Here is a 21754-nt window from a genome sequence, read left to right as displayed (position 1 = left end):
GGGCCCGTCCCTCCTGCCGGGAGCGCCCCGCCCGCGCAGCCTCCGCGGAGTTATCCACAGGCCCGGCGCGACTTGCGCCACCGGTCGTACGGTGAGCCCGCGAAACACGCACGGAGAGTGACGAGACGCAGGACAGCGGACGAAAACACGGGACAACGGGGGTGCGGAATGGTGCAGTCGGCGATCGGTCGTTGGGTGGAGCGGCACGGTCCGGGCGGACGTGGCGCGGGTCGGTGCCGGGCGGACGGACCCGGCTCCGGCGGGCGTGGGGCGGGCGGCGGCGCTGCCGAGCGGTACGGTCCGGGCGGCCACGGCGCCGCCCGGTGCGGATGCCGTGCCCGACGCGGGGAGCCGCGCCGGGCACGACGGTGGCTGCGCCGTCCGCCGTGGCTCCCGTGGTCAGGCGTCCGCGGCCACCGTGTCGGCGACCACGCACCCGATGTTGTCCGGCGCGCCCGCCTCCCGCGCCCGCGTGACCAGTTCACTCACGGCCTGCTCGGGGCCGGGCGCGGCGGTCAGCACCTCCTGGAGGGTGGCGGACGGCAGGACGGTGTGGAGCCCGTCGGTGCACAGCAGGTACCGCTCGCCCGGGCGGACGTCCAGCAGTTGCAGGTCCGGGGCGAACCCCTCGCCCCCGTCGAGGGCGCGGGAGAGCAGCCCGTACCGCGGATGGCCGGGCGCCTCCTCGGGCGTGAGCCGTCCCTCGTCGATGAGGGACTGCACCGGGCTGTGGTCATGGGTCAGCCGCACCGGCCCGCCGTCCCGCAGGACGTAGCAGCGCGAGTCGCCGATGTGCAGCAGCGCCGACCGCGCCCCGGCGTGCAGCAGCGCCGTCAGGGTGCAGCCCGCCTCCGCCGCGCCCTCGGCGCCGAGCTGCCGGACCGCGCGGTTGGCCCGGTGCGCTGCCTCCTCCAGCGCGTCGCACAGCTCCGCGGGTGCGGGCTCGCGCGTCTCCAGGGCGGTCAGTTCGGCGAGCGCGGTGGCCGCCGCCCGGCTGCCGACCGGGCCGTATCCGTCGGCGACGGCGAGCAGCCGCCGTCCGGCGTACGCCGCGTCCTGGTTGGCGGTGCGGACGAGCCCGCCGTCGGTCAGGGCCGCGGCGCGCAGGGTCACAGGGGTGGGAGTGGTAGTCATGGTGGAGTCCCTCCGGGACAGTTGGTCGACGAGGAAGACGGCCAGGTCCCGGCGGGCCGCGGTGTCGGCCTCGACCCGCGCCCAGTACGTGGCGACCGCGGTGGCCGCGGCGTCCGGCGGCAGGGCGCACACCTCCCGGATGCGGGCCAGCGGCATCCCCAGCCGTCGCAGCCAGGCGACGAGCCGCGCCCGTTCCAACTGCGCGGGCGCGTAACGCCGGTAGCCGTTCAGCGGGTCGACGTGTGCCGGGGGCAGCAGCCCGAGGTCGTCGTAGAGCCGCAGCGCCTTGGGCGAGAGCCGACAGGCACGGGCGAACGCCCCGATGGTCAGCAGCCCCGCCGCGTCACCGCGGTCCCCGTACCCCGTCACCGTCCGCCCCTCCCCGGGCCGTCCGGCCGCCGTGGGGCGGGCCGCAGCCCGGCCCGGGCGCCCGGCCGTCCTCCTCGTACCGGGCCCGTCGCCCGGCTCCACCGATGCTGTGGCTTCCCCCAAGGGCAAGGTCAACCGCGTCCCTCAGCGGGATTCTGGGACCTGCCGCCGGGCGGTACGGAGCGGGCGTCGGCGGCGGGCCGCCCCGCCGCGCCCGCCCCGCAGCTACGGCGCTTCGAGCCTGCTCAGGGCCGCCGTGGCGAGGGCCTGGACGCCCATGGTGAGGGTCGGGCGGACGACGGGCGCGAAGCGCGGCGAGTGGTTGGAGGGGATGTCCTGCGCCAGCCGCCCGGCGGCGAACGCGGTGTGGAACGCCTCCGGCTCCCAGCCGCCCAGCCACCAGTAGTAGAGCGGCGCCCCGGCGGCCGTCGCCAGCAGCCCCGCGTCCTCGCTGCCGGACGCCGGGTCGTACGCGAACAGCCGCTGCTCGCCGAAGAGCCCGGTGAAGGCGGAGTTGACCTGACGCAGCGTCCGCGCGTCGTTGAAGGTCACCGGGAAGTCGTCCAGGACCGTGGTCTCCGGCGCCTGCTTCGCGCCCGACGCCTCCGCCTCGGCGCGGGCTATCCGGTCGATGGCGCCCAGCACCCGGGTCCGTACGGCCTCGTCGAAGGTGCGGACGCTGAGCTTGACCACCGCCCGGTCGGGGATGACGTTGGCGGTGTCACCCGCCTGGAAGGACCCGACGGTGACCACCGCCCGCTCGCCGGGCGCCACCTCGCGCGCCACCACGGACTGCACCCGCTGGACGAACGACGCCGCCATGACGATCGGGTCGACGGTGGTCTCCGGCCGGGAGCCGTGGCCGCCGCTGCCGTGGAAGGTGATCTTCAGGCTGTCGGCCGCCGCCATGCACGCCCCGGGGCAGTACGCGATCAGCCCCGCGCCGAACGGCGCCACATGCTGGGCCAGCACCACGTCCGGCGTCGGCACGATGTGCTCGGTGTAGAGCCCCGCCGCCAGCATCGCGCGGGCCCCGCCGCCGTTCTCCTCGGCGGGCTGGAAGAGCACCACCAGCGTTCCCGACCAGTGCGCCCGCCCGGCCGCCAGCAGATCCGCGGCGCCCAGCAGACAGCTGACGTGCACATCGTGCCCGCAGGCGTGCATCACGCCGGGCACCGTCGACGCGTAGGGCAGACCGGTGCCCTCGGTGACCGGCAGCGCGTCCATGTCGGCGCGCAGCAGCACCACCGGACCGGACCCGTTGCGCAGCACCCCGGTGACACCGGTCCCGGCTATCCCGGTGGTGACGTCGTAGCCCCAGGAGGTCAGCCGCCGGGCGACCTCGGCCGCCGTGCGCGTCTCCTGGAAGGACAGCTCGGGGTGGCGGTGCAGATCCTCGTAGAGCGCCACCAGAGCGTCGAGGCGGCCGTCGAGCGGTGCCAGCACGGCGTCCCGCTCCGCGGCGGCGGCCGTGTCCCCGCCGCCGGGCCCACCCCCGCCCGGGTGTCCGCCGTCGCGCCCGTCGGCGGCATCGGTCCTGGTCTCGCGGTCCTCGTCACGGTGGCCCATACACGCATTCGACCACGGTCCGCCTGTCCGGGCATCCCTACCGGCCACCTCCGTACGGCGCGATCCGGGCGTCCGGCTGGCCGGACTTCGCGGGTCCGGCCCGGCGCTCTGGTGACACGCGGGCCGGACGCTGCCACCGTGGACCAGCACCTTCACGTCAATGACCGGAGGCGGACGTTGGCCACTTCATCCCCCCGACCGACCGGCGAGCCCACCGACCTCGTCGCGCACCTGACGGACCAGGCGCTGGGGCACCTCTTTTCGGCCGCGCTGCGCACCGCGGCCCACCTCCGCATCGCCGACCACCTCGCCCGCGGCCCCCGCACACCCGAGCAGCTGGCGGAGGCCACCGGCACCCATGCCCCGCATCTGCGCCGGATGCTGCGGCTGCTCGCCAGCCGCGGCATCTTCCACGAGGACTCCTCCGGCACCTACCAACTGACGCCCGCCGCCCGACTGCTGCGTACGGACGCGCCCGACTCGCTGCACTCCGCGGTGCTGATGCTGACCGACCCGCTGTTCCTGCAGACGTCGGAGAGGCTGGAGGAGACCGTCCGGGACGGCGCGGCGCCCTTCGAGCGCCTCTTCGGGCAGCCCCTCTTCCAGTACCTCCAGGGCGACGAACGGGCCCGCACCCTCCTCGATGACGGGATGACCTCCCTGTCGGCCGCCTCGGACGAGGCGGTCGCGGCGGCCTACCCCTTCCCGGAGACCGGCACGGTCGTCGATGTCGGCGGCGGGCGCGGCGGGCTGCTCCGCGCGGTGCTGCGCCGCCGCCCCGAGCTGACCGGCGTCCTCGTCGACCAGGCGCCGCCGCTCGCCCGGCATCTGCTGGACGACGACGAGCTGAAGGGCCGCTGGCGCACCGAGGAGGCCGACTTCTTCACCTCGGTCCCGGCGGGCGGCGACGTCTACGTCCTCAAGCATGTGCTGCACGACTGGACCGACGAGCGGTGCCGGGACATCCTGCGGACCTGCCGCGCCGCGATGGCGCCCGGCAGCCGGATAGTGATCGTCGAGTCGGTGCTGCCGCCGGGCAACGCCCCGCACTTCGGCAAGACGATGGACGTCGCGATGATGGCGGTCGTCGACGGGCGGGAGCGGGGGTCGGAGGAGTTCGCGGCGCTCCTGTCGTCCTGCGGCTTCCGGCTCACCCGCGTCCTGCCGACCGCCGCGACACCGTCGGTGGTGGAGGCGGTGGCCGAGTGAGCTGATCCGGCGTCGGCCCGTACGTCCTGCGGGCCCGGACGCGGCGCACCGGCCACGGCGGGCGCCGCACCACGGGCCCGACCGGGCCGCGCCGCGCCGGGGCCGGGTCGGCAGGGGCCGGTGGTGGCTGCGCCGGTCCGCCGGGCGGGGCGCGTACCGTCGGGGCGACGTGATCACGCAGGGAGCGGATCACCGGCTGACCCTGGAGGACACCGCACCGTGCCGGTCCGTATGCGAGCCCGCCGCACCGACGAGGCGCACCGCGCCTCCACCCCGCTGGAGCTCTTCTTCGACCTGTGTTTCGTCGTGGGCATCGCCCAGGCCGGACGTCAGCTCGTGCACGCGCTCGCCGAGGGGCACCCCGGCCACGGCATCAGCGGCTATCTGATGCTCTTTTTCGCCATCTGGCTGGCGTGGATGAACTTCAGCTGGTTCGCCTCCGCGTACGACACCGACGACACGCTCTACCGGATCACGACGCTGCTGCAGATCGCGGGCGTGCTGATCCTGGCGGCGGGGGTGCCGCGGGCGTTCGAGCAGGGACAGTTCGCGGTCGTCTGGTTCGGCTATCTGGTGATGCGGCTGGCGATGGTCAGCCAGTGGCTGCGGGCCGCGCGCGGCAGCGACGGCGAGGAGCGCCGCACCGCGCTGCGGTACGCGGGCGGGGTGAGCCTGTGCCAGGTCGGCTGGCTGGGGCTGCTGTTCGCACCCGCGCAGGGCCGTCCGTGGGTGTTCCTGGTGATGGCGGTGGCGGAGCTGTGCGTGCCGCTGTTCGCGGAGCGGCACCGGGCGACGGCCTGGCATCCGGGGCACATCGCGGAGCGGTACGGGCTGTTCACCATCATCGTGCTGGGCGAGACGATCTCGGCGGCCACCGTCGCGGTGCAGTCCGCGCTGGACGAGCACGACGAGCTGGGGGCGCTGCTGCCGATCGCCGCCGGTGGTCTGCTGCTGGTCTTCGCCGCGTACTGGATCTACTTCGCGGTCCCCATCCATCTGCATCTGCGCTCCAGCCGTCAGGCGTTCGTCTGGGGGTACGGCCACTACGTCGTGTTCGGGTCGGCGGCGGCGATCGGAGCGGGCATCGAGGTCGCGGTGGAGCAGTCGGTCGGCGCCTCCCGGCTGTCGCTGCTGGCGGCGTCCGCGTGTGTGACGGTGCCGGCCGCGCTCTTCCTGTTCAGCGTGTGGCTGCTGCACTCGCGCCATCAGAAGCGGGGCTGGGCGCAGCAGCTGGTGCTGCCGCTCGCCGCGGTCGCCGTGCTGGGCTGCACCTTCGCGGGGACGTACGCGGTCTTCGCCTCCGGTCTGGTCTGTGCGGCGGCGGTCGCCGCGGGCGTCACCCTGACCTCCCGGCAGGGCGCGGCGCTGAGCGCCTGAGCCCGGCGGGGGGGCGCCGCCCGTGCCCCGGGACCCGTGGGTGCGCGGCCCGGCGCCTCCGCCACCCCGGTGAACGGAGCAGTCCCCCGGCCCGACCGGGGGAATTACGGCCGCCGATTTCGGTGGCCGGAGCGGTTCCCCCGGTCGCGTGAGGGCGGTCCGCCGCTCCGCACGGGGCCGCCGGACCGTCCGCACCCCGGTCAACGAGGCGTCACGCGCCGGTCCCGTCCCTCCGGCGTACGCCCGTGACCTGCGCCTCCTCGGCATTGGGAGTCAACTCGTGGACGGGTAGGGGTTTTTGCGAGGAATTTTCAGCCATGTTCCGACCCTGCCGACGGCCCGTCACCGGCACCCCGCGAGGAACCGTAAACCGCGACACTCCGACCTCTTTCGGGCGTACATTCCGGGCGTTCGGGTCTCGGGATCCGGATGCGCGGGCGGAGGCCCGGGCGGCGACACGACCACCTCGCGGTAGGGTGCAGATTGCCCTTTTTATGCCTACGGGCCGTTCGCCCGCGGGCATCTGAGGGGCCGTACCGCCCGCTCGTGTCCGACCGCCGTACCCGACCGTCCGCATCTGATCCGTATCTGAGGAGACGCCAGCCATGGCCGCCCGCCACGCTACGCCCCGCGCGCGCAAGAGCATGTCCCGCCGCGGGAAGGCCGTGAGCGGTCTCGCGCTGACCACGTTGATGGGTACCGCCCTGTGGGCCTGGCCCGCATCCGGCGATGACCACGACGCTCAGCAGGAGGCCAAGAACGGCACCCCCGCGTCGGTATCCGGTCCGGAGAAACCGTCCGGTGCCAAGACCGTCGCGAACGCCACGCGCCCCATCCCGGGCCTGAGCGACGCGGAGCGGAAGCAGATACCGGCCAACTCCCGTCAGGTCCTCGTCGTACGGGGCGCGGGCAAGGACTCCTTCGACTCCAAGGTGGTCCTCTACACCCGCGCCAAGGACTCGGACGACTGGCACGCCGGTGAGCAGTGGTCCGCCCACAACGCCGCGCACGGCTGGACCGACGACCACCACTACGGCGACCTGCGGTCCCCGGAAGGCGTCTTCGACCTGACCGACGCCGGTGGCCTGCTGCCCGCCCCCAAGGGCACCAAGCTCCCCTACGACCACAACGACAGCTTCGTCGCCAACGGCACCGGCGTGGAGGGCGAGCCCCTGGCGGGCGCGTTCGACTACGTCATCGCCATCAACTACAACCGCGTACCCGGCACCTCGCCGCTGGATCCGGAGCGTCCGGACGGTGACGAGAAGGGCGGCGGCGTGTGGCTGCACGTCGACCACGACGGCCCCACCCAGGGCTGTGTGAGCCTCAAGCCCGAGGTGATGCGGGAGCTGCTGCGGACCCTGGACCCCGCGCAGCACCCGGTCATCGTGATGGGCCCGGGCGACAGCTGACGGCCCGCCGGCCGGGCCCCGCGCCCGGCCGGCCCGCCGCGTCCGGGGCCGCCCCGCGCCCCGCCGCACCCCTGCCCCGTGCCGCGCCCGCCGTGGTACGCATGGGGCATGGCTGACGCAGCGCACCGCCACGACGCCCTGACCGACGTGCCCGGTCTACGGGTGGGCCACGCCCAGCGCATCGGCTCCGGCCATCTGTCGGGGACCACCGTGGTGCTGGCGCCCGAGGGCGGTGCGGTCGCCGCGGTCGATGTGCGCGGCGGCGGGCCCGGCACCCGCGAGACCGACGCCCTCGACCCCCGCAACCTCGTCCAGCGCGTCGACGCCGTCGTGCTGACCGGCGGCAGCGCCTTCGGGCTCGACGCCGCGTCCGGGGTCGCCGCCTGGCTGGAGGAGCGCGGCCGCGGCTTCCGCGTCGGCCCGGACCCCTCGCAGGTGGTGCCGGTCGTCCCGGCCGCCGCCCTCTTCGACCTCGGGCGCGGCGGCGACTGGCGGGCCCGGCCGGACGCCGCGCTGGGCCGGGCCGCGATCCACGCGGCGGGCCACGCCACGGCGGGCGGCCCCGTCGAGCGCGGCAACGTCGGCGCCGGTACGGGCGCGGTGGCCGGTGGGCTCAAGGGCGGGATCGGTACGGCGAGCGTGCTGCTGCCGTCCGGGGCGACCGTCGCCGCGCTCGCCGCCGTCAACGCCGCCGGATCGCCCGTCGACCCGCGCACCGGTCTGCTCTACGGGCACCTCCTCGGGCCGGACGGGCCGCCCGCCGCGCCGCCCGCCCCGGAGCGGCACGCGGCGGCGGTCCGGGCGCTGGCCGCGGCGCGTGAGACGTCCCGGGAGCGGTCGGCGGCCGCGGCCCGGCCGCCGCTCAACACCACGCTGGCGGTCGTCGCGACGGACGCCGTGCTCACCCGCGCCCAGGCGCAGAAGCTGGCCGGTACCGCGCACGACGGGCTGGCCCGCGCGGTGCGCCCGGTCCATCTGCTCTCCGACGGCGACACCGTCTTCGCGCTGTCCACCGGCGACCGCCCGCTCGCGCCGGAGGCGGCGGGCGGCGACCCGGCGTTCACCGTGCACACCGAGGCCGGGGTGCTCAACGATCTCCTCGCCGCGGGCGCCGACGTCCTGACCCGCGCCGTCACCGACGCGCTCCTCACCGCCGTCTCCGTCGACGGTCCCGGCGGCCACTTCCCCTCGTACACGGAGCTGTACGGCGAGGCGGCCGTGCACGGGGCGGGCCCGGAGCGGCCGTAGCGCCCCGGGCCCGGCGCCGTCAGACCCCGCTGGCGCCCAGCGCCGAGCCCGCCACATACGTGACGATCATCGCCAGCGCCCCGCCCCCGGTGTTGCGGAGGATCGCGGGCAGCGCCGGGGCGGAGCCGAGGCGGGCGCTCGTCCAGCCGCACAGCGCGAGGGCGGCGAGCACGGAGACGACGGTGATCGGCAGCCGCAGGCCGTCCGGGGGCAGCACGATCGCCAGCAGCGGGAGCAGCGCGCCGACGGTGAAGGCGAGGAAGCTGGCACCCGCCGCGTGCCAGGGGTTGGTCAGCTCGTCCGGGTCGATGCCCAGCTCCACCTCGGCGTGGGCGCGCAGCGCGTCGTGCGCGGTGAGCTGCACCGCCACCTCGCGGGCGAGCTTCGTGCTCAGGCCCTTCGCCTTCAGCAGACCGGTCAGCTCGATGAGTTCGGCCTTCGGTTCGGTGGCCAGCTCCCGCCGCTCCTGGACCAGCGCGGCCTTCTCGGCGTCGCGCTGTGTGGAGACGGAGACGTACTCGCCCGCCGCCATCGACATGGATCCGGCGAGCAGCCCGGCGAGTCCGGCGGTCAGCAGGGTGGTGGGGGAACCGGTGGCTCCGGCGACGCCGACGACCAGGCCCGCGGTGGAGACCACACCGTCGTTGGCGCCGAGCACCGCGGCGCGCAGCCAGTTGAGCCGTCCGCCCAACCCGCCGCCGTGCGCCTCACCGTGATCGGGAGTCTGCTCGCTCATGTCCGCAGACTCTCATCCACGGCCCCGCTCCCGGCGCCGACGCCACCGCGTCGCGGCAGAACGGCCGATGGTAGAACGGCTGTATGCCCGCTCCACCACCCCCCACACCCACGCTCGTCCAGTCGTCCCCTCCCGTACCCGAGCGGCGGCGGCTGTGGTGGCACCGGCTGTTCCTCGGCCTCTGGTACCGCCCGGTGGAGGTGCTGGACGAGGCGCGGGACCGCTCCGCGTGGAGCGCCGCGGTGGTGCTCTGCCTGGTCAGTGGCGTCGTCGGGGTGCTGTCGGCGGACGCCTTCCAGGGACAGTGGGCGTCCGACCCGGGCGCGGCGCTGAAGCTGATGGGGCTGGCCGTCGGGTGTGTGCTCGTCGCCAGCTTCGCGCTGGGCTCGGCGACCCACGCCATCGCGCGCACGCTCGGCGGCAACGGCCGCTTCGCGCCGACCACGAGCCTGTTCATCGTGCTGTTCTGGGTGACCGACCTGCCGCGGCTGCTCCTCGCGACCTGGCTGCCCCCGCAGGCCACCTTCGTCCAGGCGCTGACGTGGACGACCTGGGGCTTCGGCTATGTCCTGGCGGTGTTGCTGATACGCGGTCAGCACCATCTGCCGACGCACAAGGCGGCGGCCGCGATCTCGGTGCAGATGCTGGCGGCGCTGGCGCTGCTGAAGCTCGGCCCCGCGCAGTGACCCACCGGGCTCAGCGGCGGCGCGTCAACTGCCGTACGAGCACGGCGAACGCCTCGCGCTCGGCGGCGGTCAGCTCCACGCACTCGGCGGGCGGACCGGCCGGGCCCGTCTGCCGCGGCACCCGGTCCAGCAGCGCCCGGCCGTCGCGCCCGGTCGCCGTCCGCTGCTCCTCCCGGCGCAGCAGCCGGAGCAGCCCGACGACCCAGACGACGCTCGCGACGCCGAGCACGGCGAATCCGATCAGCTGAAGGGTCTCAAGGGTGAGGAGCATGCGGTCCTCCAGGGCAACGCGGGCGGTGGACGGTGTGGCCCCGCGGGCGCGGTGGCTACGGTGGATGGGGCGGATGCCGTGATCGGGGAGAATGCGGGCGGGCTCCCGCGGCACTCTACGGGCACCGCGTGAAGTCCTGTACCCCTCAGGAGAATTACCGGTATTGCAGTAGTTCACACCATTATGCGGGAACTGTCTGCCGCCTCCGGCCGTCCGCACCTCCCGCCGCCCGTGGCGCCTCCTCTCCGGGGCGGCAGAATGCGCCCGTCCGCCTTGGACACCGCGGCGCCTTCCCGCGCCCCGGCCCCTCCCCGACGATGGCCGCACCCGTCCGCGAGGTGAGGAGTACGCACGTGCCGCAGCCGTCCCCGCAGTCACCGCCTCCGCAGCAGCCCCCGGAGAGGCCCGCCCGCGCCCTCGACGGGCTGCTCGTCGCCGACTTCAGCCGGGTGCTGGCCGGTCCGCTGGCCGCGGCGACCCTCGCCGATCTGGGCGCCGATGTCGTCAAGGTGGAGCGGCCCGGCGCCGGTGACGACACCCGGACCTGGGGCCCGCCGTTCGGCCCCGACGGCACCGCCGCGTACTTCGACGCCGCCAACCGCTCCAAGCGCGGCCTGGCGCTGGACCTCGGCGAGCCCGACGACGCGGCGGCCGCCCGCGAACTGGCCCGCCGCGCCGACGTCCTGATCGAGAACTTCCGCCCCGGCGCCCTCGCCAAGTACGGCCTCGACGCCGCCTCCACCCGGGCCGCCAACCCGCGGCTGGTGCACTGCTCGATCACCGGTTTCGGCTCCGGGGGCGGCGCGCATCTGGCCGGGTACGACTTCGTGGTGCAGGCGGTCGGCGGGCTGATGAGCATCACCGGGGAGCCCGGCGGTACGCCGCTGAAGGCCGGGGTGGCCCTCGTCGACGTGCTCACCGCGAAGGACGCCACCACCGCGATCCTCGCCGCGCTGCACCACCGCGAGCGCACCGGGCGGGGGCAGCTGGTGGAGGTCAATCTGCTCTCGTCGTTGCTGGGCTCGCTGGTCAACCAGGCGTCCGGGCAGCTGGCGACGGGGCGCGATCCGGGGCCGATGGGCAACCGGCACCCGAGCATCGCCCCGTACGAGACGCTGGCCTGCCGGGGCGGGCTGCTGGCCGTCGCGGCGGGCAACGACCGGCAGTTCCGGGCGCTGGCAGCGGCCCTGGGCGTCCCGGAATTGGCCGACGACGATCGCTTCCGCCGCAACCAGGATCGCGTACGGAACCGAACAGAGCTGGTCGAACTACTGGAGAAGGAACTTTCCTCGGATACGCCGCAGAGGTGGACGGAACGGCTCACCGCGGCCTCCGTGCCCTGTGGACCCGTCAACACCCTCTCCGAGGCGCTGGAGTTCGCCGAGGGGTTGGGGCTGGCGCCTGTGACTCCTGTGGGAGAGGGGAGAATTCCGCAGATCAGCAGCGCCCTGCGACTCTCCGAGACGCCCGTCACAGCACCGACGCCGCCACCGCGTCTGGACGAACACGGCACACCGCTGCGAACCTGGCTGTCAGGCCCTCCCGACCACCCCCTTCCGCCATGCGTGTGACCTTGCCCACAAGTTCAGGCCATCCGCAACCAATTCCCGCCGTACGTGCTGTTTACCAGCACGGATCACACAACACCCTTGTATGGAGCAGCTCGTGACATCGCCGGACAACTCCACCACCGCACGGTCCCGCACCTCGCACCAGCTGCTCCAGCCGCCCGAGCAGGACGCCGTCGCGGCGCCGCGCCGGGGTCGCCGGACCCGCCGGGCGCTCGCGCTGTCGGCGCTGCTCGCGGCCGGTGCGCTGACCCTCTCGGCCTGCGGCGGCAGCGCCGAGGCCGGTTCGGGCGACGGCAAGAACGGCCAGGCGGGTGCGGACGCCGCCGCCGCGAAGGACGCCTCGGACGCCAAGATCACCGTCTCGTCGAAGGACGGCGCGACGGACGCCAGCATCAACGACACCGGCGTGAAGGTCACCGGCGGCAAGCTGACCGACGTCAAGCTGACCGTCGCCGACAGCGGCGCGCCGGTCGAGGGCGCCATATCCGGCGACGGCGCCTCCTGGAAGCCCGGCACGCAGCTGGAGCGGGGCACCAAGTACAAGCTGGTCGCCAACGCCAAGGACGCCAAGGGCCGTTCCGCCACCGAGAACGCCACCTTCAGCACCGTCTCGTCGGACCACAGCTTCATCGGCAACTACACGCCCGACGACGGCAAGACCGTCGGCGTCGGTATGCCGGTGTCGTTCAACTTCGACAAGGTCATCACCAACAAGAAGGACGTCCAGTCCCACATCACGGTGACGTCCGACAGCGGCCAGGAGGTCGTCGGCCACTGGTTCGGCGCGCAGCGTCTCGACTTCCGGCCCGAGGAGTACTGGAAGGCCAACTCCAAGGTCACGATGAAGATCGACCTGGACGGTGTGCAGGGCGGCAACGGCATCACCGGCGTCCAGTCCAAGACCGTCACCTTCACCATCGGCCGCTCGCAGGTCTCGACCGTCGACATGAACACCCAGACCATGACGGTCAAGCGGGACGGCTCGGTCCTGAAGTCCGTGCCGATCTCGGGCGGCAGCTCCGACCACCCGACCTACAACGGCCAGATGGTCATCTCGGAGAAGTTCACGCAGACCCGGATGGACGGCTCGACGGTCGGCTTCGGCGGCGAGTACGACATCAAGGACGTCCCGCACGCCATGCGGCTCTCCTCCTCCGGCACCTTCATCCACGGCAACTACTGGGGCTCGCCCTCGATCTTCGGCAACTCCGGCACCAGCCACGGCTGCGTCGGTCTGCGCGATGCGAAGGGCGGCGGCGGGGACACCCCCGGCAAGTGGTTCTTCGACGAGTCGCTCATCGGCGACGTGGTGATCGTCAAGAACTCCCACGACAAGACCGTCCAGCCCGACAACGGTCTCAACGGCTGGAACCTCTCCTGGTCCCAGTGGAAGGCCGGCAGCGCGGTCTGATCCGGGACCCGGGCGCGGCTTCCCGCGCCCGACCTCCGGACACAACGGAAACGACGGCCGATCCCCTCGCGGGGGTCGGCCGTCGGTGTGTGCGGGGGCGTTCCTCTTCCACGGTCCGCGGGGTCGCCACCTCTACGGGCGCGCCCGTGGTGACGGTCGCGCCCGGATGTCAGAGGAGGTCAGGCCGCCGCGTCGAACCCGGTGTCGTGGGCCATCCGCTTCAGTTCGACCAGCGCGTGCTTCTCGATCTGGCGGATCCGCTCACGGGTCAGACCGTGCTGCTTGCCGACCTCGGTCAGCGTGCGCTCACGGCCGTCCTCTATGCCGTAGCGCGCCTTGATGATCGAGGCGGTGCGGTGGTCGAGGCGGTCGATCAGGTCCTCCAGCTCCTCGCTGCGCAGCAGGGAGAGCACCGACTGCTCGGGGGAGGCGGCGGAGGTGTCCTCCAGCAGGTCACCGAACTGGGTGTCGCCGTCGTCGTCCACGGACATGTTGAGGCTGACCGGGTCGCGGGCCCAGTCGAGCACGTCGGTGACGCGCGCCGGGGTGGAGCCCAGCTCCGCGGCGACCTCGGCGGGCTCCGGGTCGCGGCCGTTCTCGCGGTTGAACTCGCGCTGGACGCGGCGGATGCGGCCCAGCTCCTCGACGAGGTGCACGGGCAGCCGGATCGTGCGCGACTGGTCGGCGATGGAGCGGGTGATGGCCTGGCGGATCCACCACGTCGCGTATGTGGAGAACTTGAAGCCCTTGGCGTAGTCGAACTTCTCCACCGCGCGCACCAGACCGGCGTTGCCCTCCTGGATCAGGTCCAGCAGCGGCAGCCCGGCCCGCGGGTAGCGCCGGGCGACGGCGACGACCAGCCGGAGGTTGGAGCGGATGAAGACGTCCTTGGCCCGCTCACCCTCCGCGACCAGCGCTGCCAGCTCCTCGCGGCTCGCGTCGGCGGCGTTGCCGTCGGTCACGACCTCGTCGAGGATCTTCTGCGCGTAGACACCCGCCTCGATGGTCTGGGACAGCTCGACCTCCTTGGCGGCGTCGAGCAGGGGCGTGCGCGCGATTTCGTCGAGGTACATGCCGACCAGGTCGCGGTCGGCGATCTCCCCGCCTACGGCGCGAACACTGCTGCCCCCGTCAGCACCGCTGCTGGTGGTCTGACGACGGGCGACGGCACGGGTTGCCATGCGTGAGCTCCCTTTGCGATGAGTCGGTGATGAGTCGTTCGCGGGACGGTGGACGCGGAAGCCGGGTGACCGAACTGCCCCGTCCGAAGGAAACAACGGCTGGAAACCGGACAGAATTCCCATGCCACCCGTCTATTTTTCTGATCATGCAGTACCCTGCACGGTCACCGACGGCGGCCGGTCGCTCCCGGAGCGGGAGAATCCCAGGTCAGAAAGGGTTCTCGACCTTCCCCGCGGCCCCTCCGTCGCGGCGGCACAGCCCTTCGCCTGAGACGTCCGTCACTGCGGTGGCGGCTTCTCGCCCCCGCGCCGCGGACCCCTCCGGCGACCGACGGGCGCGGCCTCCCGCGCCCCGGTGGCCGCCGCTGCCTCGGCTCCCCACCCCCAAGACGACCCGGGTCACCCCGGGGTTGCCTGGAATCCGCCCATGGCCGCCGGATTCCCTCGAAACCGCCCATGCCTCGTCGGCATTCCCGGGCCCGCCCCGGGGGCCCGCTGATCCAGTTGACGGGGCCGGTGGGCGGGTGTCGCCTGGACAGGAGGGGCAAGCGAGAGGAGCCCGTCATGGAGAACCCTGCTCCGCGCCGTGGCGCGCGGGCCGCCGGTACGCACGGGGAGGCCGGTACGCACGGGACGGTCGAACGGGAGCACGGCGCGACCGCCGACGCCCCGGCCGCGGGTACCCAGTCCGCGGCGGCGCACCCCGGGGGCGGCCGTCGGCTGCTGTCCGCCAAGGTGGTGTGGCCCGTCATCGCCGCGCTCGGCTTCGGCTGCTACACGATCTGGATCGACCACACCGGCGGGTCGAGCGGCGGCCACGCGGCCCTGCTCGGGCTGATCGCCGCGGTGGTCACCGGTGCGCTCGGGCTGGTGCTCGTGCACTTCCAGCACACGATGATCACCGACACCCGGGCGCTCGCCTACGGTGCGCTGTTCGGCGCCAGCATGGGCTGGCTCTACAACCTCAGCGGTCCGTCCGTCCTGAAGTCGTCGGGCTGGGGCCTGGTGATGGGCGCGGTGATGTTCGTCGTCTCGCTCTACATCTTCCGCGGCCACCGGGTCCGCGAACCCCACGGTCTGCACCGGAACCGTAAGCAGCACACCCACGGTCACGGTCACGGCACCCCGCACGGCGCGCACTGAGCGGGCGCCGTGCGGCGTGCGGCGTGCGTACGGCCATGGGCCGCGGGCCCTGGATCGGCCCGTGCCTGGGCACCCCGCGTCGGGAGCCCGGGCGCGGGTGGGTCGCCGTGCACCGGTGGGTGGGGCGCCCGCCCGGTGCCCTACCGGCGTACCGTCCGCAGCCCCGCGTCCGGTCGCCAGCTCTGGACGATCATCGTGGCGTCCCGTACCGCCACCCGGACGATCTCCGTCACCTCGGCGCGGAAGAGGAGGAACGGCTCCGGTGGCCGGACCTCGGCCGCGTAGCGTCTGATCACCTCCTCGTCGGTCATCGGGACCGCCCGGCCGGAGACGCGGACGTCGCCTTCCGACAGGTCCGTGCCGGGGCCGGGGTTGGCGTGCAGCGCGAACCGGGGGTCGGTGTGCAGGTCCGTGCCCTTGCGGGAGCCCGTCAGCATGCCGAGCCACAGCTCGCCGAAGCGGAAGTCCGCCTCCAGGCCGGTCAGCCGCGGGGAGCCGTCCGCGCGGAGGGTGCCCAGCACATGGTGCGGGTACCGCCCGAACCGCTCCCGCACCTCACGGACGAATCCCGGCTCCCGCGCCTCGGCCACCGCCCAGCCGACACCGCGCGGCACGGCCACCCCCGGGCCGCTGCCCGCCCGCGCGCCCGACGTCCCCGGGTACGACGCCGTGGTCACCGGCGCCCCGGGGCCCGACGGCCACACCTCCGGGCCCCGCGCACCCGCGTCCGCCCCGCTGTCTCCCTCTGCGCTTCCTGTCATGCCTCCACGGTCGCCTCCCAACCGGACATCTGCTGTCTGGATTCCTCCAGGTCTCCGACCATGCGCCGCCCCGGACCGCCCCGGGCCCGGGCTACTCCCCCAGCGGCACCCCCTGGGAGGCGCGGGCCCACGCCGCCTCGCCGGTCAGCTCGGCGTCGCCGGAGTTGACCGTGCCGCGGCGCTCGAACATGAGGATGCGGGTGCCGGATGCGGCCACGGGGCGGTGCCGCAGCCCGCGCTCGACCGTGAACAGCTGCTGCGGGCCCAGCACCACCGGCGCGCGCCCGGCCAGCTCCAGGGTCAGCTCACCGGCGAGGACCAGGAAGAACTCGTCGGTGTCGGGGTGCGCGTGCCAGACGTAGGCGCCCTCCACCTTCGCGATCTTGACGTCGTAGTCGTTGACCCCACCGGCTATCCGCGGCGACCATGTCTCCTCGAACGAGGCGAAGGCGGCCGCCAGATCCGTCGCCCCGGCCTCCGGCGCCGCGCCGTCACCGCCCGGCCCACCGGCCCCCTCCACCGCGTCGACCGGCTGCTCCACCTCGTCAACCACGCTGCTTTTCTCCATGACTTCATGGTGGCAGCCACCACTGACAACGCCTCGGCCTCGCTCGGCCGACGGCCGCACCGGACCTCCGCCCGACGGCCCCCGCGCCTCCATCCCACGCCCCCGTCCCCGCGACCGACGGTGCCTCCGCCGCACGGCGCGGGGTCTAGGTCCGCAGCCCGTTACCCGGCGGCGTCCGCGCTCCTAACCTCACGGACATGACGGCACACCACGGCACCTTCGACGAGGCCCTGGAGCGGCTGCACTCCACCGGACCGGAATTCCACGGCTATCTCAGCAACCACGGGCCCATGGCGGTCGAGGCCCTGATCCACCACGGGCAGGGGCGCGGCGTCCACCGCTGGCTCGATGCGTACTCCGCACAACTGGAGGACGTACCGGGCGCCCGCGAACCCCTCACCGACGCCAACTGGCGGCAGGCCCTGGGCGATCCGCTGCGGGTCACCGACTGGACCGACCACTTCGCACGCGCCGTCGCCGAGCGGCCCTGGCGTGCGGTGCTCGCCGAGTGGTGGCCCCGGCTGCTGCCCGGCCTCGCGGGCGCGGCCACCCACCCCGCCATCCGGGTCGGCCACATCGTCCGCACCCTCCTGACCGGGGAGGAGACGGAGCCCCGCCGCGCGGAACTTGCCCACGCCCTCGGCTACTGGGCGGCCCGGCACACCCCGCTGCCGGTGGTGCCGACGCCGGGCGGGACGACCGCACCGGACGAGGCGCTCGACGCCCTCCCGCGCATCGCCGATCAGCGGACCAGCGCGCTCGGCGGTCTCGCCCAGCTCCCGGGCACCCCGGGCTGGCGGACGGCGGCGGAGGCCGTCCGGGCACCGCGCGATCCGGACGACGCCCGGGCGCAGCTCACCGCGCTCGTCCAGGCGGCGACCCACCGCTACGCCGCCCACGGACACGGCGAGGAGATCATGCTGGTCCACGCGGCGACCGCGCCCAATGCGGTGCTGCGCACCCTGCCCGCGCTGCCGCGCGCCCTGTGGGCGCCGTCGTTCACCGTGGCCTGGGCCGCGAGCGCCGCGCTGACCTCCGTCTACGGGACGGCGGACGCGCTGCCTGCGCTGCGGACCGGGCCGGTCACCCCCGAGGAGGTCTTCCGGCGGGCGGCCGAGCACGGCGATGCGCACGCCATCAAGCTGACCGACACCGCGCTGGACGTGGCGTCCTGGACGCCGGACGGCGACGACCGCGCGCTGACCGCCGCGCTCCGCGCCCTGGAGCTGATCGAACCAGGCGTCTGACCTGCCGCGATGCGCTCGGAGGCGTCCGGCGTACCGCGTTCGGCGGGCCGGGCGCCCGCGCGGTCCGGCTCAGCCGAACTGCAGCGACCGCTTCGCCAGCCCCATCCAGAACCCGTCGATCACGCTCCGCCCGTCGCCGAGCTGCCCGTGCGCGTCCGCGGCGCCGAGGGTGACGAAGAGCGGGGCGAAGTGTTCGGTGCGCGGATGGGCCAGTTGTCCGGCGGGGGCCTTGTGGGCGAAGTCGAAGAGCGCGTCGAGGTCGCCGTCCGCCAGGGCGCGCCGCCCCCAGTCGTCGAACTCCGCCGACCAGGACGGTACGCCCGGCCCCTGGTGGCGCAGTGCGGCGAGGTTGTGGGTGAAGAAGCCGCTGCCGACGATCAGCACGCCCTCGTCACGCAGCGGTGCCAGCTTCCGGCCGAGGGCGAAGAGCGCCCGGGGGTCGAGGGTCGGCATGGAGATCTGCAGGACCGGCACATCGGCCCGCGGGAACATCTCGACGAGCGGGACGTAGGCGCCGTGGTCGAGTCCGCGGTCCGGGATGTCCTGCACCGGCGTACCGGCCGTCCGCAGCGTGCGGCGGATCCGGTCGGCCAGCTCCGGGGCGCCGGGCGCCGCGTACCGGACGCGGTAGTAGTGCTCGGGGAAGCCCCAGAAGTCGTACACCAGGGGGGTGGTGACCGTGGCGCCGAGGGCGAGCGGGGCCTCCTCCCAGTGGGCCGAGACGATCAGTACGGCGGTGGGGCGGGGCAGTTCGGCGGACCAGGCCGCGAGTTGGTCCGGCCAGAGGGCGTCGTCGGCGAGCGGCGGCGCGCCGTGGCTGAGGTAGAGGGCCGGCATCGGCGTTCCGGACATCGCGACTCCCCGGTGAGCGTCCTGGGTGCGGCGCCGGGCGGCCCCGTAGGGGTTCCGTTCCGGAGCCTTCGGAATATCTACTTGAACTTTCAAGTGAATACTCCGAGACTACCTCGCCCCGCATGAATTGTTCAACCTTCAATAACGGGTGGGACGGTGCGAGAATGGATGGCATGAGCACCGAACCCGCAGCCGAGCCGCGCTGGCTCAGCGACGAGGAGCAATACGCCTGGCAGTCCTACCTCCACGCCACCACGCTGCTGGAGGATCACCTCGATCGCCAGCTACAGCGTGACGCCGGGATGCCGCACGTCTACTACGGCCTGCTCGTCCAGCTCTCGCGCGCCCCGCGGCGCCGGATGCGGATGACCGAACTGGCCCAGAACGCCAAGATCACCCGCTCCCGCCTCTCGCACGCCGTCGCCCGCCTGGAGAAGAACGGCTGGGTACGGCGCGAGAACTGCCCGTCGGACAAGCGCGGCCAGCTCGCCCACCTCACCGACGAGGGCATGCACGTCCTGGAGAAGGCGGCCCCCGGGCACGTCGCCGCGGTGCGCGGTGCGCTCTTCGACCGCCTCTCCCCCGAGCAGATCGGCCAACTCGCCGAGATCTGCCGGGTCATGGCGGACGGCCTGCAACCCAAGGGCGCCGACCTGCCCTGGCTCCGCTGAACCACGGCGCCACACCCCGCCCGGGCCCCCGCGAGGCGCTTCTCCGGCGCGCCCCCACGCCCGCCTCTTGGTAATTTGTCCGCCATGTGCGCCAGGTTCAAGCGCGCCGCCCGCCGGATATCCCGCCCGGCGCGCCCGCGGCACCGCACACGGCGACCGCCCACCGGCACCACCGCGCCCGGGGGCGGCCCCGCCCGGCGCCTGTGGGCCTACCTCCGCCGGGCGCCGGGCACCTTCCTCTGGCTGACGATCCTGCTGGTGACCTCGGTGATCATGCACCGGTTCAGCCCGGACGTCCTCACCGGCTTCCTCCAGCAACGCTCCACCAACATCCACAACCTGCTGCACTCCCCCGCCCGAGTACTCCTGACCAGCGCACTCTGGCTGGACGGCGGCGGCTGGCCGCTCTACTTCGTGCTCTACAACGCCGTCCACGTCCCCGCCGAACGCTGGCTCGGCACCCGCCGCTGGCTCACCGTCCTCGGCACCGCGCACATCGGCGCGACCTATCTGAGCGAAGGCGTCCTCGCCGTCGCCATCCACACCGGCGCCGCCCCGCACACCGCGGTCAACACCCTCGACGTCGGCGTCAGTTACGCACTCGCCGGTGTCGCGGCCGTCCTCACCTACCGCCTCACCGGCCCCTGGCGGTACGCCTACGCCCTCGGCATCCTCGCCTTCTACGGTGCGCCGCTGCTCACCGGCCGCGGCTTCACCGATGTCGGCCACTTCGCCGCCGCCCTGATCGGCTTCGCCTGCCGACCGCTCACCCACGGCGCCTCCGGGACGACCGGACGCCCCGGGACCACCGCACCGGCGGCGGACACCGGGGCGTCGACGGCCACCGGCGCCCCCGGGAACGCCCGCGGAAGCACCCGTAGAAGCAACGCCCTCCGCGCCGCCGGGCCGGGCCCCGTCACTCCACTGCCGCACCGCGCCCCCGGAATCCGGCACGCCCGCCGGATGACGTAACTGCGCGCGCGGCCACCCGCCGGGCACCGGAGGGTGACCCTATGAAGCGGTGCATCTCCGCGGCTCTCGCCGCAGGCGCGTCGGCCGTGGCCGCGGCCATCGCGCTGTGCGGGCCCCCCGCCCCGCTCTCCATACCCCCGGGGGCGGCCGGCCCCCAGCCCCCGGACATACCCACCGGCCCCGCGCCGCCCGGTGGCCGACACGGGCCGTGCGCCCTGCGCGGCGTCAGCGACGACGTCGGCGAGACCACCGCCACCCCCCAGGGCTACGCCCGCACCCGCGGCACCGTGAAGGCCCTCACCCTCTTCATCGACTTCCCGGACGCCCGCGCCACGCTCACCCCCCGTGCCCGGTACGCGGAGTTCTTCCCCGCCGCGTCCGACTACTTCCACCGCAGTTCGTACGGCCGCCTCCGCTACCGCCCCGCGCCGCTGCTGCGCTGGCTGCACATGACGAAGCCGCTCGCCGCGTACGGCATCCAGCGCGGCGCCACCTTCGACGCGGGCTCGGACAGCGGCTACCACGCCCTCGCCCGCGAGATCGTCCACGCCGTCGACGCCTCCGTCGACTTCCGCGACTACGACCTCGTCAACGTCATCGCCGCCCCCAACGCGGGCCCGCCCGCGACCCGTACGGTCCTCTCGGTGACGTTCAGCGGCGGCGACATGGGGCTACGGACCGACGACGGGGTGCCGTTCCGCAATGTGTCGTTCCTCTGGAGCCGACAGCCCGGACCGAGCGCCTTCCGGGTGGTCAACCACGAGAACGCCCACTCCTTCGGACTGCCCGACCTCTACTTCACCGACGGACGCGAGGCGCCGCCCGCGGTCGGGCACTGGGACCCGATGGACGAGGACTGGGGCCCGAGCAACGACTTCCTCGGCTGGCACAAGTGGAAGCTCGGCTGGCTCGCCGCCGACCAGGTCGACTGTGTGCCACCGGGCAGCCCGGTGGCCGACCACACGCTGACACCGCTGGCCACCCCGGGCGGCACGAAGATCGCCGTCATTCCGACCTCCCCGCACACCGCGCTCGTCGCCGAGGCGCGCACCCGGGGACCGCTCGACCCCGCGCTGTGCCGCCCCGGCATCCTCGTCTACCGGGTCTCGGCCGACGTCCGCTCCGGCAGCGGCCCCCTCAAGGTCATGGACGCGACACCGGGCAGCGGCGGCTGCCACACCGGCGACCGTTACGTCGACGCGGAACTCTCCGACGCCACCTACCGCCCCGGCGCCACCTTCACCGACCGCGACAGCGGCACCGCCCTCACGGTGCTCGGCACGGCACCGGACGGCACATTCCACATCCGGGTACGGCCACCGTCCTTGCCTTCGGTACCGGAGGGGTGAGGGGGGTGGGGGGGAGG

At 73.9% G+C, this 21754-nt stretch carries 20 protein-coding genes; 12 read left to right on the top strand and 8 right to left on the bottom strand.

Features of this window, described 5'->3' with window-relative positions:
- Nucleotides 1-399: 399 nt before the first annotated feature.
- The gene (locus tag IF23_RS0109880; protein WP_030282001.1) at nt 400-1503 is read right to left on the bottom strand and encodes a MerR family transcriptional regulator; all 1104 of its coding nucleotides are present in this window, start codon (nt 1501-1503) and stop codon (nt 400-402) included.
- 225 nt (nt 1504-1728) lie between these two features.
- On the bottom strand, nt 1729-3072 hold the full coding sequence (locus tag IF23_RS0109875) for an amidohydrolase (protein ID WP_078653892.1): 1344 nt from the start codon (nt 3070-3072) through the stop codon (nt 1729-1731).
- Nucleotides 3073-3249: 177 nt separating this feature from the next.
- Between IF23_RS0109875 and IF23_RS0109870 the strand changes: the two genes are divergently transcribed.
- The 4 genes from IF23_RS0109870 to IF23_RS0109855 all read left to right on the top strand — a co-directional run bounded on the left by IF23_RS0109870 (nt 3250) and on the right by IF23_RS0109855 (nt 8318).
- The gene (locus IF23_RS0109870; protein WP_030281997.1) at nt 3250-4281 is read left to right on the top strand and encodes a methyltransferase; all 1032 of its coding nucleotides are present in this window, start codon (nt 3250-3252) and stop codon (nt 4279-4281) included.
- A 231-nt stretch (nt 4282-4512) separates the two neighbouring features.
- Nucleotides 4513-5658, top strand: coding sequence for a low temperature requirement protein A (locus IF23_RS0109865; protein WP_078653903.1), 1146 nt, complete (start codon nt 4513-4515; stop codon nt 5656-5658).
- A 605-nt stretch (nt 5659-6263) separates the two neighbouring features.
- Nucleotides 6264-7070: a L,D-transpeptidase family protein gene (locus IF23_RS0109860; protein ID WP_030281993.1), complete on the top strand. Its 807-nt coding sequence runs from the start codon at nt 6264-6266 to the stop codon at nt 7068-7070.
- A gap of 108 nt (nt 7071-7178) precedes the next feature.
- Entirely contained in the window at nt 7179-8318 is a 1140-nt protein-coding gene (locus IF23_RS0109855) for a P1 family peptidase (protein WP_030281991.1), read from the top strand.
- A gap of 19 nt (nt 8319-8337) precedes the next feature.
- Here IF23_RS0109855 and IF23_RS0109850 read toward each other — a convergent pair whose 3' ends face one another.
- Nucleotides 8338-9054 (bottom strand): VIT1/CCC1 transporter family protein, encoded by a 717-nt coding sequence (locus IF23_RS0109850; protein WP_030281988.1) that lies wholly within the window; start codon nt 9052-9054, stop codon nt 8338-8340.
- An 83-nt stretch (nt 9055-9137) separates the two neighbouring features.
- On the opposite strand from IF23_RS0109850, the gene IF23_RS0109845 reads away from it, so the two are divergent.
- Nucleotides 9138-9740 (top strand): YIP1 family protein, encoded by a 603-nt coding sequence (locus IF23_RS0109845; protein ID WP_078653891.1) that lies wholly within the window; start codon nt 9138-9140, stop codon nt 9738-9740.
- A 10-nt stretch (nt 9741-9750) separates the two neighbouring features.
- Here IF23_RS0109845 and IF23_RS0109840 read toward each other — a convergent pair whose 3' ends face one another.
- Entirely contained in the window at nt 9751-10011 is a 261-nt protein-coding gene (locus IF23_RS0109840) for a hypothetical protein (RefSeq protein WP_030281984.1), read from the bottom strand.
- A gap of 353 nt (nt 10012-10364) precedes the next feature.
- On the opposite strand from IF23_RS0109840, the gene IF23_RS0109835 reads away from it, so the two are divergent.
- Nucleotides 10365-11582: a CaiB/BaiF CoA transferase family protein gene (locus IF23_RS0109835; RefSeq protein ID WP_051739453.1), complete on the top strand. Its 1218-nt coding sequence runs from the start codon at nt 10365-10367 to the stop codon at nt 11580-11582.
- 82 nt (nt 11583-11664) lie between these two features.
- Nucleotides 11665-12993 (top strand): L,D-transpeptidase, encoded by a 1329-nt coding sequence (locus IF23_RS0109830; RefSeq protein ID WP_030281980.1) that lies wholly within the window; start codon nt 11665-11667, stop codon nt 12991-12993.
- Between the two features lie 179 nt (nt 12994-13172).
- Here IF23_RS0109830 and IF23_RS0109825 read toward each other — a convergent pair whose 3' ends face one another.
- Nucleotides 13173-14174 (bottom strand): sigma-70 family RNA polymerase sigma factor, encoded by a 1002-nt coding sequence (locus IF23_RS0109825; RefSeq protein WP_030281978.1) that lies wholly within the window; start codon nt 14172-14174, stop codon nt 13173-13175.
- Nucleotides 14175-14738: 564 nt separating this feature from the next.
- Between IF23_RS0109825 and IF23_RS0109820 the strand changes: the two genes are divergently transcribed.
- Complete coding sequence (locus IF23_RS0109820; RefSeq protein ID WP_037677835.1) at nt 14739-15317, top strand: hypothetical protein; 579 nt, start codon at nt 14739-14741, stop codon at nt 15315-15317.
- A 140-nt stretch (nt 15318-15457) separates the two neighbouring features.
- On the opposite strand, the gene IF23_RS0109815 is transcribed toward IF23_RS0109820, so the two are convergent.
- Nucleotides 15458-16078, bottom strand: a complete 621-nt coding sequence (locus tag IF23_RS0109815) for a pyridoxamine 5'-phosphate oxidase family protein (RefSeq protein ID WP_107126904.1) — start codon at nt 16076-16078, stop codon at nt 15458-15460.
- Between the two features lie 91 nt (nt 16079-16169).
- Nucleotides 16170-16646 (bottom strand): cupin domain-containing protein, encoded by a 477-nt coding sequence (locus tag IF23_RS0109810; RefSeq protein WP_078653889.1) that lies wholly within the window; start codon nt 16644-16646, stop codon nt 16170-16172.
- Between the two features lie 197 nt (nt 16647-16843).
- Here IF23_RS0109810 and IF23_RS0109805 point away from each other — a divergent pair, with 197 nt between their 5' ends.
- Nucleotides 16844-17893 carry a questin oxidase family protein gene (locus IF23_RS0109805; RefSeq protein ID WP_030281970.1) on the top strand — a complete coding sequence of 350 codons (1050 nt, stop codon included), beginning with the start codon at nt 16844-16846 and terminating at the stop codon, nt 17891-17893.
- 69 nt (nt 17894-17962) lie between these two features.
- On the opposite strand, the gene IF23_RS0109800 is transcribed toward IF23_RS0109805, so the two are convergent.
- Nucleotides 17963-18745, bottom strand: coding sequence for a dioxygenase family protein (locus IF23_RS0109800; RefSeq protein WP_030281968.1), 783 nt, complete (start codon nt 18743-18745; stop codon nt 17963-17965).
- Nucleotides 18746-18909: 164 nt separating this feature from the next.
- Between IF23_RS0109800 and IF23_RS0109795 the strand changes: the two genes are divergently transcribed.
- The 3 genes from IF23_RS0109795 to IF23_RS0109785 all read left to right on the top strand — a co-directional run bounded on the left by IF23_RS0109795 (nt 18910) and on the right by IF23_RS0109785 (nt 21737).
- Nucleotides 18910-19416 (top strand): MarR family winged helix-turn-helix transcriptional regulator, encoded by a 507-nt coding sequence (locus IF23_RS0109795; protein ID WP_425423823.1) that lies wholly within the window; start codon nt 18910-18912, stop codon nt 19414-19416.
- Between the two features lie 84 nt (nt 19417-19500).
- A complete protein-coding gene (locus IF23_RS34835; protein ID WP_245654939.1) occupies nt 19501-20388 on the top strand; it encodes a rhomboid-like protein in 888 nt (295 codons plus the stop codon).
- A 41-nt stretch (nt 20389-20429) separates the two neighbouring features.
- A complete protein-coding gene (locus tag IF23_RS0109785) occupies nt 20430-21737 on the top strand; it encodes a M6 family metalloprotease domain-containing protein (protein WP_037677832.1) in 1308 nt (435 codons plus the stop codon).
- Nucleotides 21738-21754: the final 17 nt, after the last annotated feature.

It is taken from the genome of Streptomyces catenulae (assembly GCF_000718015.1).
Taxonomy (GTDB): Bacteria; Actinomycetota; Actinomycetes; order Streptomycetales; family Streptomycetaceae; genus Streptomyces; species Streptomyces catenulae.
The sequence above is the reverse complement of the archived record's forward strand: the minus strand, read 5'-3'. Positions and strand labels throughout refer to the sequence as shown.

What these genes read in the sequence shown, in the direction of transcription:
- IF23_RS0109820 (WP_037677835.1), top strand. Translation starts at nt 14,739, where the DNA reads ATGGAGAACCCTGCTCCGCGCCGTGGCGCGCGGGCCGCCGGTACGCAC.
- IF23_RS0109830 (WP_030281980.1), top strand. Translation starts at nt 11,665, where the DNA reads ATGGAGCAGCTCGTGACATCGCCGGACAACTCCACCACCGCACGGTCC.
- IF23_RS0109850 (WP_030281988.1), bottom strand. Translation starts at nt 9,054, where the DNA reads ATGAGCGAGCAGACTCCCGATCACGGTGAGGCGCACGGCGGCGGGTTG.
- IF23_RS0109810 (WP_078653889.1), bottom strand. Translation starts at nt 16,646, where the DNA reads ATGGAGAAAAGCAGCGTGGTTGACGAGGTGGAGCAGCCGGTCGACGCG.
- IF23_RS0109855 (WP_030281991.1), top strand. Translation starts at nt 7,179, where the DNA reads ATGGCTGACGCAGCGCACCGCCACGACGCCCTGACCGACGTGCCCGGT.
- IF23_RS0109845 (WP_078653891.1), top strand. Translation starts at nt 9,138, where the DNA reads ATGCCCGCTCCACCACCCCCCACACCCACGCTCGTCCAGTCGTCCCCT.
- IF23_RS0109860 (WP_030281993.1), top strand. Translation starts at nt 6,264, where the DNA reads ATGGCCGCCCGCCACGCTACGCCCCGCGCGCGCAAGAGCATGTCCCGC.
- IF23_RS0109840 (WP_030281984.1), bottom strand. Translation starts at nt 10,011, where the DNA reads ATGCTCCTCACCCTTGAGACCCTTCAGCTGATCGGATTCGCCGTGCTC.
- IF23_RS0109865 (WP_078653903.1), top strand. Translation starts at nt 4,513, where the DNA reads ATGCGAGCCCGCCGCACCGACGAGGCGCACCGCGCCTCCACCCCGCTG.
- IF23_RS0109875 (WP_078653892.1), bottom strand. Translation starts at nt 3,072, where the DNA reads ATGGGCCACCGTGACGAGGACCGCGAGACCAGGACCGATGCCGCCGAC.
- IF23_RS0109825 (WP_030281978.1), bottom strand. Translation starts at nt 14,174, where the DNA reads ATGGCAACCCGTGCCGTCGCCCGTCGTCAGACCACCAGCAGCGGTGCT.
- IF23_RS0109815 (WP_107126904.1), bottom strand. Translation starts at nt 16,078, where the DNA reads ATGACAGGAAGCGCAGAGGGAGACAGCGGGGCGGACGCGGGTGCGCGG.
- IF23_RS0109785 (WP_037677832.1), top strand. Translation starts at nt 20,430, where the DNA reads ATGAAGCGGTGCATCTCCGCGGCTCTCGCCGCAGGCGCGTCGGCCGTG.
- IF23_RS0109795 (WP_425423823.1), top strand. Translation starts at nt 18,910, where the DNA reads ATGGATGGCATGAGCACCGAACCCGCAGCCGAGCCGCGCTGGCTCAGC.
- IF23_RS34835 (WP_245654939.1), top strand. Translation starts at nt 19,501, where the DNA reads ATGTGCGCCAGGTTCAAGCGCGCCGCCCGCCGGATATCCCGCCCGGCG.
- IF23_RS0109805 (WP_030281970.1), top strand. Translation starts at nt 16,844, where the DNA reads ATGACGGCACACCACGGCACCTTCGACGAGGCCCTGGAGCGGCTGCAC.
- IF23_RS0109800 (WP_030281968.1), bottom strand. Translation starts at nt 18,745, where the DNA reads ATGTCCGGAACGCCGATGCCGGCCCTCTACCTCAGCCACGGCGCGCCG.